Raw genomic sequence first — 10,492 nt, forward strand, 5'->3', positions numbered from 1 at the left:
CCCCGAGGTAGGCGCGGCGGACCCGGCCGTCCCGCATCAGCGCCGCCAGGATCTTCCGGGTGGTCGCGTTGATGGGGACCGCGAGGCCCAGGCCGACCCCGGCGACGGCGGTGTTCACCCCCACCACCCGGGAGTCGGCGGTGGCGAGGGCGCCGCCGGAGTTGCCCGGGTTGAGCGCCGCGTCGGTCTGGATCACCTCATCGACCACCCGCGCGGCCGAGCCGGACCTGGTCGGCAGCGAGCGGCCCAGTGCGCTGACGACGCCGGCCGTGACGCTGCCAGTGAGCCCCAGCGGGTTACCGACCGCGACGACGAGCTGGCCGACGCGCAGATCCGCCGCGTCGCCGAGGACAGCGGCCGGCGGGGTCGCGCCGCGGGCCCGCAGAACGGCCAGGTCGGACAGGGGGTCGGCGCCGACGACGTCGAACTCGCGCTCGGTGCCGTCGGAGAACTCGGCGAGCCCGACCGGGCTGCCGACGTTACCGGCGTGGCCCTCGACGACATGCGCCGAGGTGAGCAGGAAACCGTCGTCGGTGAAGACCACGGCCGAGCCGGCGCCGGCGCCGCGGCTGGTCCGCACCCGCAGGCTCGCCACGGCCGGGATCAGCTGGGCGGCCACCCGGGTGACGACGGCCGAGTAGGCGTCGAGCGGCGTCTCGGCGGCGGGGCCGGGCACCGGCTCGACCGGCTCGGTGGGCTGGTTGGGATCGGTGGGATCGATGGGGTTGTGTCCGCTGTTGCTGACGTGCATCCGACCTCCCGGACCGCACCCTCCCTTGCGGGGATTACAGCGTTACAAACGGCTGGCCCGCCGCGTCGATTCCCCGTCCCGCCACGATGGCCCACCCGAGCCTCGCTCCGTGCACGTGGGCGCGCTCAGAGGCGCACGCCGGCGAAGAAGTCGGTCTCCCGCCCGTCGGTACCGGCGCCGGGGCCGCGGGTGCCCGCGGCGAGCACGAAGTGCTCCGCGCCCCACGCCCGCTGGCCGATGCCGTCGGCGAGGGCGAAGAAGAAGCCGTCGACGGCCATCTGGGTACGGTGCGCCCGCATCGCCGCGATCTTCGCGTCGACGTACTCCGGCGCGACGATCTCGGTGGTGAGCGTGGCGTCGTCCGTGAGCCGCACCGGGAAGTCGTCGAGACTGTCGAGCCCGGCGAAGGGGTTGTTCGGGGCGTCCGACCCGCGGAAGTGCTCGAAGCCCTCCAAGGCCCAGGCTCGCGCCAGGGCGGTCTCGTACCGCTTGGACACCTGCCAGGGGGCGCCCGTGTCGGGGCCGAAGGCGGGATCGGCGGCGTCGGTGAACGCGCGGGCGGTGAGATCGTGGGCGCGGATGTGGTCGGGATGGCCGTAGCCGCCGAACGAGTCGTAGCTGACCAGCACGTGCGGCCGGACGTCACGGACGATCCGGACCAGCTCGGCGGTGGCCTCGTCGAGATCGGCCCGCCACAGGGCGCGCGGGTGGTCGTTGGCCGGGGTGCCCATCATCCCACTGTCGCGGAAGCGCCCGGGGCCGCCGAGGAAACGGTGGTCGGTGACGCCGAGCGCGGCGCAGGAGCCGGCGAGCTCGCCGATCCGGTAGCCACCGAGCTGGTCGCCGAGCTCGGCCCGCAGGTTCTCGAGCTCCGGGACGAGCACCTCGCCCTCCTCACCCAACGTGCAGGTCACGAGGGTGACGGAGGTGTCCGGGGCGGCGGCGTAGGAGGCGATCGCCACCCCGGTCGAGATGACCTCGTCATCGGGATGCGCGTGGACGAACATCAGCCGGCGGGTGGCCGGCGGGCGGTGGGCCGGGGTCGGCCGCACGGCATCGGGCGTCATGTTCGTGACCCTATGACCCGCCACCGACAACAATCGCGCCGGAGGTCCCGGCCCCCGGCGGTGACCGGGGGCCGGGACGAACGGGCGGAGCGGCTCAGCGGCGCCGCGAGCGCAGCTTCTCGCGCTCCCCGGCGGACAGCGCGACCTTGCGGATCCGGACGAAGCCCGGCGTGACCTCGACGCACTCGTCCTCGCGGCAGAACTCCAGCGCCTGCTCCAGGGTCAGGACCCGGTGCGGGGTGAGCCGGACCAGCTCGTCGCCGGTGGACGAGCGCATGTTCGTGAGCTTCTTCTCCTTCGTGGGGTTGACGTCCATGTCGTCCGCCCGGGAGTTCTCACCCACGATCATGCCTTCGTAGACCTCGATCGTCGGCCCGACGAACATCGTGCCGCGCTCCTGCAGGTTGAACAGCGCATACGCGGTGGTCGGGCCGGAGCGGTCGGCGACCATCGAGCCGGTGGAGCGGGTGCGCAGCTCGCCGAACCAGGGCTCGTAGCCCTCGAAGACGTGGTGCAGCAGGCCGGTGCCGCGGGTCTCGGTGAGGAACTCGGTGCGGAACCCGATCAACCCGCGGGCCGGGACCAGGTACTCAAGCCGGATCCAGCCGGTCCCGTGGTTGATCATCTGTTCGACCCGGCCCTTGCGCAGCGCGAGGAGCTGGGTGAGGGTGCCGAGGAACTCCTCGGGCGCGTCGATGGTGAGGCGCTCGACGGGCTCGTGCACCTTCCCGTCGATCTCGCGGGTGACGACCTGCGGCTTGCCGACCGTCAGCTCGAACTCCTCGCGGCGCATGAGCTCGACGAGGACGGCGAGCTGCAGCTCACCGCGGCCCTGGACCTCCCAGGTGTCGGGCCGCTCGGTCGGCAGCACGCGGATCGACACGTTGCCGACGAGCTCGGCGTCGAGGCGGTTCTTCACCAGCCGGGCGGTGAGCTTCTTGCCGGAGCGGCCGGCCAGCGGCGAGGTGTTGATGCCGATCGTCATGCTGATCGACGGCTCGTCGACGGTGATCACCGGCAGCGGGCGCGGGTCCTCGACGTCGGCCAGGGTCTCGCCGATGGTGATGTCCGGGATGCCGGCGATGGCGATGATGTCGCCCGGCCCGGCCTCCTCCGCGGGCACCCGGTCGAGCGCCTGGGTGATCAGCATTTCGCTGATCTTGACGCGGGCCTGGGTGCCGTCGGCGCGGCAGAGCATCGCCGCCTGGCCGCGACGGATCGTGCCGTTGTGCACCCGGCACAGCGCGAGGCGGCCCAGGTACGGGGAGGCGTCGAGGTTGGTGACCAACGCCTGTAGTGGCGCTTCCGGGTCGAACGACGGCGCCGGGATGGTCTCGAGCAGCACATCGAACAGCGGCTTGAGGTCCGGCGAGTCGGGGCTCGACCCATCGGCCGGGCGGGTCGTCGAGGCGCGGCCGGCCTTGGCGTTGCAGTAGACGATCGGGAAGTCGATCTGCTCCTCGTCCGCGTCGAGGTCGAGGAAGAGCTCGTAGGTCTCGTCGACGACCTCGGCGATCCGGGCGTCGGAACGGTCGACCTTGTTGATCACGAGAATGACCGGCAGCCGGGCCGCGAGCGCCTTGCGCAGCACGAACCGGGTCTGCGGCAGCGGGCCCTCGCTCGCGTCCACCAGCAGCACGACGCCGTCGACCATGGACAGTCCGCGCTCGACCTCGCCACCGAAGTCGGCGTGGCCCGGAGTGTCGATGATGTTGATCGTGAGATCGCCATGGCGGATCGCGGTGTTCTTCGCCAGGATCGTGATGCCCTTCTCACGCTCCAGGTCCATCGAGTCCATGACGCGGTCGGTCAGCTCGGCATGCTCGCCAAACGCGCCGGACTGGCGCAGCATGGCGTCGACGAGAGTGGTCTTGCCATGGTCGACGTGGGCAATGATGGCCACGTTACGAAGATCGGCACGAGTGGACACGGTGAGGCGCTCCGGGGCGGACATGGGGCTCTCAACCCCGCAACAGAAGGACAACGGCGCCGCACATTGGGCGGCGACCCGGCACGACGGCGCGTCCGCCGGCGATCAACAACCGCCTGGCGACGCTCGTACCACAACCCATGGTACGGATCCCTCGCCCCGGCGTGCCCGTGCCACCACTGCCCGACCCGGTCCGGACATCTCCAGCACATCCGTTCGTCACCCGCGCCTGCCCGGCCAGGACCGCCCGAGCGGGCCTCGTCAACCGGGCCCCCGCACCGGGCGGCGCACTCAGGTGCCGGGCCAGCCCAGTGCGCCCGGGCCGGTCAGGACCTCGCGCAGGCGATCGACCAGCGGACCGTCCGCGGGCATCCAGGCGACGTCGTCCAGCTCGGTCGCGGCCAGCCAGCGCAGCTCGTCATGGTCCACCATCCGGGGGTCGCCGCGGGTGACCCGGCCGAACCACACCCGCAGCACCCAGCCGGGCCGCGCGAGGTTCACCTCGCCGAGCCACGGCCCGACCTCGATCTCGACGTCGAGTTCCTCCCGGCACTCCCGGACCAGCGCGTCCAGGGCGCCCTCCCCCGGCTCGACCTTGCCGCCGGGAAACTCCCACCTCCCCGCGTAGGCCGGCGGTTCGCGGCGACGCGCGGCGAGCACCCGGCCCGCGTCATCCAGCAACGCGACGGCGACCACGAGCCGCCCCGGCACGGGCACCTGACCGGCGCCCGGCACGGCGAGATCGGCCTGGGTGCCGCGCGTTGCGCCACCGGCCGGCGGGGTAGGAGCACAGGCACCCGGGCCGTGTACATCCGCATTCATGCTGCCGGACTCTCCCAGACTCCGACAGTTCATGGACGCGTTCCCAGCGGATCGGGTCGGATGGCCGGATCGTGCCAGCCGAGGACCGCGCTCCGCTGCCGGGGAGGTGAGGACGACCCGCTCCGGCGCGTCATCCGAGGTCCGGGCCCGCGATCGGCTAGGCACGGAACGGAGTCATCCCGGCCGCGGTCCGCCGCACCGCCGGGCCACCGGAACACGCACACCGACGACGCGAGAGAGAGCATCACCATGCCGACCAAACTGGACACCGCCGAGGTCGCCAGCGCGCTGGCAGCGCTTCCCGGCTGGCTCGGTGACGCCGACCGCCTCCAACTGGAGATCATGGTCGACGGCGACGAGGCCGACGCCATCGCCGCCGAGGTCATGCGGGCCGCCGACGAGATGGACCACCACCCGACGATCGACCGCGGCCCCGGCACCCTGACCTTCACGGTCTGGACGCACTCCGTCGGCGGCGTCACCGACCTCGACATCACCCTCGCCCGCCGCATCTCCCGCCTCCTGCAGTCGGCCGGCGTCTCCTACTGACGGCTCGGCCCTGCCACGCATCCACCGGCCATCCTCACCAAAGGGCGGGCGGCGCGGCGAAGGTGCCGTCCGCGGCCGGCGGGAACGGCACGACGGCGGCCACCGCGCCCGCATCGATCGGCCCGTACAGATGCGGGAACAGCTCTCCGGCGGATGGCGGCGCCGCGGTGGGCGCGGCGGTGGGCGCGGCGGGCGGCTCCCAGCGCAGCGGCGCGTGCAGCCGCGAGGGATCGACGATGACGAGCAACAGATCGTCCCGTCCCTGGTAGAAGCGGTTGGCTGTGGCCGCGACCTGCTCCGGCGTCGAGAAGTGGATGAACCCGTCGGTACCAAGGCTCGCGGGCCGGTACGCGGCCGCCCCGACCGCCCAGGCGGACCGCCCGACCAGGTGGCAGATCACCTGCTCGTCCGCCTCGTTCGCCGTGCCTGCCTCGTCCACACCGTTGTCCGGCATCAACGCCACCCTTCCTCGGCCGCCAGCGGCCCCCGCCGCGGCATGGCCGGGATCCGCCTGGCGCCCCACGACTGGGTTCTACCCCGCACCGCCGCCGTCCTCTCCCCGCCGGTCGCGCACCGGACATCCCCGGCCACGATCACTGGGGTCGGCATCGCCCGCCCTGACATGCCGGCATGACCATCAGCTCCACCGGCATCGCGCAACCCCCACCCGGACCACACCAGGCAGTCCTCGCTCGACCAGTTCGTCCCTCCGACCGGGCACAATGGCTGCTATGGACGGCGAGGTCTATGCGGATGGCGACAGCACCGACCCCCCCTACGGAGTTCGGATCCGGATCGAGCGCACCGGCCCAGCGATAAGGGCGGCGCTCGACGAGGAGCGGCGCGCCGAGTTCGAGACGGATTTCCGCGCCGCGCTCAGTAAAGCGGATGACACGCTGGATCTGGCTGCTGTCCAGGCAGTTCTCGACCGGTGGTGGCCGCTGGCCCTGCTCGGCGCGAACCCGGAGATCCGGGCGGGCGCGGAACAGGACCGCCGCCGCGTCGAGATGGGTGACCCGGACGTCATCGTCGAGACCTGGTTCCCCGCCGGCCACCCCCAGGGCTCGCGCATCGCCTGATGGCCATCTACGCGATCCGCTGGGTCGACCATGCCCGAGAACAGCGCGACAGCCTGCCGCCCGAGGCCCGCGCCATGCTCGAGGAGGCGCTTCGCACCCTCGTGCGCGGCCCCCGTAGCGGCACCTACGACAAGCGCAGCGACCAGTGGACGGCAAGTTTCGACCGCGGACGGGGGGTCATTCTGTACACAATCGAGGAGCGGTGGTTCACCATCACACTTCTGCGTGTCGTCTGGCTCAGTTGAGGCTGATGCAGCCTTCCCGGGCCGGGGGCGACCCGGGAAGGCTGCCCCCGACCTGGTGCTCAGCTGGCGCCGGGGACGGTGACGTTGCGCTCGGAGAAGTTGAAGCCGCCCTGCTTGGCGGTCTGCTCCAGGCCGGTGAAGGCCGTCTCCGCGCTGTTGACGTCCGCCTCCGTCGCGGTGCCGCTGCGGAGCTTGCTCGTCAGGGTCGAGAAGGTGTTCGACAACCGCTGGCCGGCCCCACAGAGGGTCGGATTGGCCTGGGCGAACCCGTTGGCCACCTTCACCTCGTGGACGACGAACACGCCGGCGATGGCCGCCTTCGCGAAGCTGCGCTTGCGCTTGTCCGCACCGGCCTTGAAGCCGCCGTTCTTCAGCGGCTTGTAGATGTAACGGTGGAACGCCCCCAGCGCGAGGCCGGCGTGCAGGGCGAACCGGGTCTTCGCGAATGCCCGGCTGTTGCCGTTCGTCGGGCAGGCCCCGCTGAGCTCGGGGTCGGCCGACGCCGACGCGGCGCTCACCCCCGACGCCGAGGACGACGAACCCGACTTTCCGTTGCAGCTGGTCACCAGCACCAGGGCCAGGATCGTGACCATCACTGCCGCGCAGTACCGCGCTCTACGCACGCCGCTGCCCCTCCCACACTCGCACCGATCGTCACTTGCCAACGCGTACGGCTACCCGTTGCACCGGAACCGGTCACGGGGCCGGTTCCACTGGCACGCGGCGGTCGCTAGACCAGAACCGCGGCGACGGGGAGCATATCGGCGCCCGCTGGGCCGTGACCGTCAACAAAATGACTCGAGACCGGATGAACCGGCGAGCGGGCCCAACGTCGAGACCGGTGCCGCGGCCGGGTCGCCGGCTGGGCGGCACCTGCGGGCAGACTCGTCAGACGTTGAAGCCGTGGGTCAGACGTTGAAGCGGAATTCGACGACGTCGCCGTCGGCCATGACGTAGTCCTTGCCCTCCATGCGGACCTTGCCGGCGGCGCGGGCGGCGACCATCGTGCCGGCGGCGATCAGATCGTCGTAGGAGACGATCTCGGCCTTGATGAAGCCGCGCTGGAAGTCGGTGTGGATCGCGCCGGCGGCCTCCGGCGCGGTGGCGCCCGCGGTGATCGTCCAGGCGCGGGACTCCTTCGGGCCCGCGGTCAGGAAGGTCTGCAGGCCGAGGGTGTGGAAGCCGATGTGGGCGAGCTGGGTCAGGCCGCTTTCGCTCTGCCCGAGGGAGGCGAGCAGCTCGGCCGCGTCATCGTCGTCGAGCTCGGCGAGCTCGGCCTCGACCTTGGCGCACAGCACGATCGCGTCGGCGGGGGCGACGGACTCGGCGAGCTCCTTGTGCCGGCCCGGGTCGGCGAGGACGTCCTCGTCGACGTTGAACACGTACAGGAACGGCTTGGCGGTGAGCAGGAACAGCTCGCGCAGCTCGGCGCGGTCGATCGACGGGTCCGAGGAGATCGTCCGGCCGGCGTCGAGCGCCTCGCGGGCCGCCTTCACCGCGGCGAGCAGGGGCTGCTTCGACTTGTCGGCGCGGGCTTCCTTCTCCAGCTTCGGCAGGCGCGCGTCGATGGTCTGCAGGTCGGCGAGGATCAGCTCGGTGTTGATCGTCTCGATGTCGCTGACCGGGTCGACCTTGCCCTCGACGTGGACGACGTCGGGGTCGGAGAAGACCCGCACGACCTGGCAGACCGCGTCGGACTCGCGGATGTTCGCGAGGAACCGGTTGCCGAGGCCCTGCCCCTCGGAGGCGCCGCGGACGAGGCCGGCGATGTCGACGAAGCTCACCGACGCCGGCACCACGCGGGCGCTGTCGTACAGCTTCGCCAGCTCGGCCAGGCGCGGGTCGGGCACGCCGACGACACCGACGTTCGGCTCGATCGTCGCGAACGGGTAGTTCGCGGCGAGAACCTCGTTGCGCGTCAGGGCATTGAACAACGTGGACTTGCCGACGTTGGGCAGCCCGACGATACCGATCGACAAGCCCATGGCGGATCAGTCTACGGTCCCGCACCCGATCGCCGGCGCGCAGGCGACGTCCACCAGGACGATCATCCCGCCGGGACGGCCTGGTCGCCGCGTGGGCCTTCCAAACGAGCAGACCTGACACCGGACCCTGCAGAGCAACCAGCCAGCTCCACGACAGGTCCCTTTACGCGGGCAAACCGGACAGAGGGAGATGGAAAACGACCAGCAGCAGCGCCAGTCGGCTCCTCTACGCGGACGAATCGGACCCCGGACTGTCCAGAGGGACGGCCCGAGCCACGCGGGCGCAGGTTCTGTCGGTGGGTCGTGATTGCCTCTCACCGTGGATCCCACCAGCGCGCTGCTGACCCTCATCGGGCTGACCCTCGGTGCCGTGGGCGGGTTTCTCGCCGCCCGCCGGCTGGCCGATCCGCGGCACGCCGCGCTCGCCGCGGCGCACGCCACGGTCACTGGCCCGGCCACGGCCGCGACCCGCCTGATCGGGCTGGACCCCATCGCCGTCACGGCCGTGCTGGCCCGGCTGGCCGGCGACGTCGCGGCGACAGCCCGAACGGGCGAGGCGGCGGCCGCCCTGCCACCTCGGGAACTGCCCGCTCGCACCGGCATCCGCCTCGACCTGCTGGCCGAACGTCACCGGCTTGCCGGCGTGCGCATGTTCACCTCCTGAGCGAACTGTCCGTGCCCGCAGGCACCGTTCAGAACTCGGGCACACGGTGCTCGGCGACCGCGCGATCCAGGGCGGGTCGCGGTTCGGTGCGCAGGCTCGGTGCAGTGCGCCGCGGCGCACACAGTGCACTGAATCCCGGAGAGGTGCCTTGCACACGAACAGCAAAGCATTGACGATGGCTGCCGATCCATGAAGTTGCCATCGCCACGAGGGCCGACTCCGTGCACCGCGGCGCACTGAGTGCACTGAATGGCGCGGCGACCCGCCGGGGCAGGCAGCATGCCGGCTCGCGCGCCACCGCCTCGACGGCATGTGTGAGACTCCCAAGGCGCGTCGGTCCGGGCCTGACCACCCTTCCTGGCCGTCGCACCGTGTAACAGGACGGCGAGGAGACCGCAGGCCCATGGCCACCGGCGCGACCGGTACCGCCCCGACCGGTACCAACTCCCGTACCGAGAGTGTGCCCCGTACCGGGCGCACCGCTGTCCGGGCGCGGGCGGCCGTACGGGTTGACCTCGGGCCGGCCGGCATGCCGCGGGTCACCGAGCTGCGGTCCGAGGTGCCACTCGTGCTGCGTCTGACCGGGCCGGTCGCCGAGGACGGTGGATGGTCTGGTGCCGGGTCCGCGCCGGTTCCACCCACGGTGTGGGTGCACCTGGTGGGCGCCGCGGCGGGGCCGCTGGCGGGCGACGAGCTGCGGCTCGACATCGCCGTCGGCGCCGGCGTGCGGCTGGTCGTACGGTCGGCGGCGGCGACGGTCGCGTTGCCGGGCCGGGGCCCGGGGCCGTCCCGGCTGTCGGTGATCGCCGAGATCGAGGACGGCGGCGAGCTGGATCTCGGTCCCGAACCGACCGTGATCGCCGCGGGCGCGGACCATCAGGCCGTCACCGATGTCAGGCTGGCCGCGACCGCTCGCCTGCGACTACGCGAGGAGATCCTGCTCGGCCGGTTCGGTGAGCCGCCGGGAGCGTTCCACGGCGTACTGCGCGTCGACGTGGTAGCCGGATCCGGCGGTCTGACTCCACTGCTGCGCCAGGAGCTGGTCCTGGGCGAGACCGAGCCGGGCCTGCGGGGCCCCGCCCAGGTGGGCCAGGCCCGGGCCGTGGGCTCGCTGCTCGTCGCGGGGCCCGAATGGGCGGGTCCGGCCCCGGCGGCGGGTGTCGCGCCGGGGGCCGGACTGCTGCCCCTGGCCGGTCCGGGCTATCTGGTGTCGGCCCTCGCGGATGACGCGGTCGCTCTGCGCCGCCGGCTCACGCTGCCAGCCGGGGACCCGGGCTGGCAGCGGGAACGCCGGCCGGACGACGACACGCCGGTCAGTTCCTGGAACGCGGCCGGCGATCGGCCTGTTCGCCACTGACCCGGGGTGCGGCCGGGTCGGCCAGCTCCGCCGGGCCGGCGGG

At 72.2% G+C, this 10,492-nt stretch carries 12 protein-coding genes; 5 read left to right on the top strand and 7 right to left on the bottom strand.

What is annotated here, in order from left to right:
* The 4 genes from MXD58_RS11480 to MXD58_RS11495 all read right to left on the bottom strand — a co-directional run.
* Positions 1–751: S1C family serine protease (locus tag MXD58_RS11480; RefSeq protein WP_250609300.1), on the bottom strand; the 751-nt coding region annotated here is incomplete at its 3' end.
* 125 nt (positions 752–876) lie between these two features.
* Positions 877–1,758: an N-acetyl-1-D-myo-inositol-2-amino-2-deoxy-alpha-D-glucopyranoside deacetylase gene (gene mshB / locus MXD58_RS11485; protein WP_248836673.1), complete on the bottom strand. Its 882-nt coding sequence runs from the start codon at positions 1,756–1,758 to the stop codon at positions 877–879.
* 154 nt (positions 1,759–1,912) lie between these two features.
* Entirely contained in the window at positions 1,913–3,748 is a 1,836-nt protein-coding gene (typA, locus tag MXD58_RS11490) for a translational GTPase TypA (protein ID WP_248836672.1), read from the bottom strand.
* A gap of 291 nt (positions 3,749–4,039) precedes the next feature.
* Entirely contained in the window at positions 4,040–4,570 is a 531-nt protein-coding gene (locus MXD58_RS11495; RefSeq protein ID WP_248836608.1) for a (deoxy)nucleoside triphosphate pyrophosphohydrolase, read from the bottom strand.
* Between the two features lie 249 nt (positions 4,571–4,819).
* On the opposite strand from MXD58_RS11495, the gene MXD58_RS11500 reads away from it, so the two are divergent.
* Complete coding sequence (locus tag MXD58_RS11500) at positions 4,820–5,119, top strand: 4a-hydroxytetrahydrobiopterin dehydratase (RefSeq protein WP_248836607.1); 300 nt, start codon at positions 4,820–4,822, stop codon at positions 5,117–5,119.
* 34 nt (positions 5,120–5,153) lie between these two features.
* On the opposite strand, the gene MXD58_RS11505 is transcribed toward MXD58_RS11500, so the two are convergent.
* On the bottom strand, positions 5,154–5,573 hold the full coding sequence (locus MXD58_RS11505) for a DUF952 domain-containing protein (RefSeq protein ID WP_248836606.1): 420 nt from the start codon (positions 5,571–5,573) through the stop codon (positions 5,154–5,156).
* Positions 5,574–5,841: 268 nt separating this feature from the next.
* Between MXD58_RS11505 and MXD58_RS11510 the strand changes: the two genes are divergently transcribed.
* Entirely contained in the window at positions 5,842–6,198 is a 357-nt protein-coding gene (locus tag MXD58_RS11510; RefSeq protein WP_250609302.1) for a DUF6247 family protein, read from the top strand.
* Positions 6,198–6,443, top strand: coding sequence for a hypothetical protein (locus MXD58_RS11515; RefSeq protein WP_248836604.1), 246 nt, complete (start codon positions 6,198–6,200; stop codon positions 6,441–6,443). The genes MXD58_RS11510 and MXD58_RS11515 overlap by 1 nt, the downstream gene beginning before the upstream one ends.
* Positions 6,444–6,502: 59 nt before the next feature.
* On the opposite strand, the gene MXD58_RS11520 is transcribed toward MXD58_RS11515, so the two are convergent.
* Together MXD58_RS11520 and ychF are read right to left on the bottom strand one after the other, a co-directional pair.
* Positions 6,503–7,066: a hypothetical protein gene (locus MXD58_RS11520; RefSeq protein WP_248836603.1), complete on the bottom strand. Its 564-nt coding sequence runs from the start codon at positions 7,064–7,066 to the stop codon at positions 6,503–6,505.
* A gap of 285 nt (positions 7,067–7,351) precedes the next feature.
* On the bottom strand, positions 7,352–8,428 hold the full coding sequence (gene ychF, locus MXD58_RS11525) for a redox-regulated ATPase YchF (protein ID WP_248836602.1): 1,077 nt from the start codon (positions 8,426–8,428) through the stop codon (positions 7,352–7,354).
* A 307-nt stretch (positions 8,429–8,735) separates the two neighbouring features.
* Here ychF and MXD58_RS11530 point away from each other — a divergent pair, with 307 nt between their 5' ends.
* Both MXD58_RS11530 and MXD58_RS11535 read left to right on the top strand, forming a co-directional pair.
* Positions 8,736–9,092, top strand: a complete 357-nt coding sequence (locus MXD58_RS11530; protein ID WP_374615980.1) for an urease accessory UreF family protein — start codon at positions 8,736–8,738, stop codon at positions 9,090–9,092.
* Between the two features lie 403 nt (positions 9,093–9,495).
* Positions 9,496–10,449, top strand: a complete 954-nt coding sequence (locus MXD58_RS11535; protein WP_248839082.1) for an urease accessory protein UreD — start codon at positions 9,496–9,498, stop codon at positions 10,447–10,449.
* Positions 10,450–10,492 lie beyond the last annotated feature (43 nt).

This window comes from Frankia sp. AgKG'84/4, assembly GCF_023242965.2.
Classification (GTDB): Bacteria; Actinomycetota; Actinomycetes; order Frankiales; family Frankiaceae; genus Frankia.

Excerpts from the sequence above, each read along its gene's own strand:
- MXD58_RS11500 (WP_248836607.1), top strand. The coding sequence starts at position 4,820 with ATGCCGACCAAACTGGACACCGCCGAGGTCGCCAGCGCGCTGGCAGCG.
- MXD58_RS11510 (WP_250609302.1), top strand. The coding sequence starts at position 5,842 with ATGGCTGCTATGGACGGCGAGGTCTATGCGGATGGCGACAGCACCGAC.
- MXD58_RS11515 (WP_248836604.1), top strand. The coding sequence starts at position 6,198 with ATGGCCATCTACGCGATCCGCTGGGTCGACCATGCCCGAGAACAGCGC.
- MXD58_RS11505 (WP_248836606.1), bottom strand. The coding sequence starts at position 5,573 with ATGCCGGACAACGGTGTGGACGAGGCAGGCACGGCGAACGAGGCGGAC.
- MXD58_RS11495 (WP_248836608.1), bottom strand. The coding sequence starts at position 4,570 with ATGAATGCGGATGTACACGGCCCGGGTGCCTGTGCTCCTACCCCGCCG.
- MXD58_RS11535 (WP_248839082.1), top strand. The coding sequence starts at position 9,496 with ATGGCCACCGGCGCGACCGGTACCGCCCCGACCGGTACCAACTCCCGT.
- mshB (WP_248836673.1), bottom strand. The coding sequence starts at position 1,758 with ATGTTCGTCCACGCGCATCCCGATGACGAGGTCATCTCGACCGGGGTG.
- ychF (WP_248836602.1), bottom strand. The coding sequence starts at position 8,428 with ATGGGCTTGTCGATCGGTATCGTCGGGCTGCCCAACGTCGGCAAGTCC.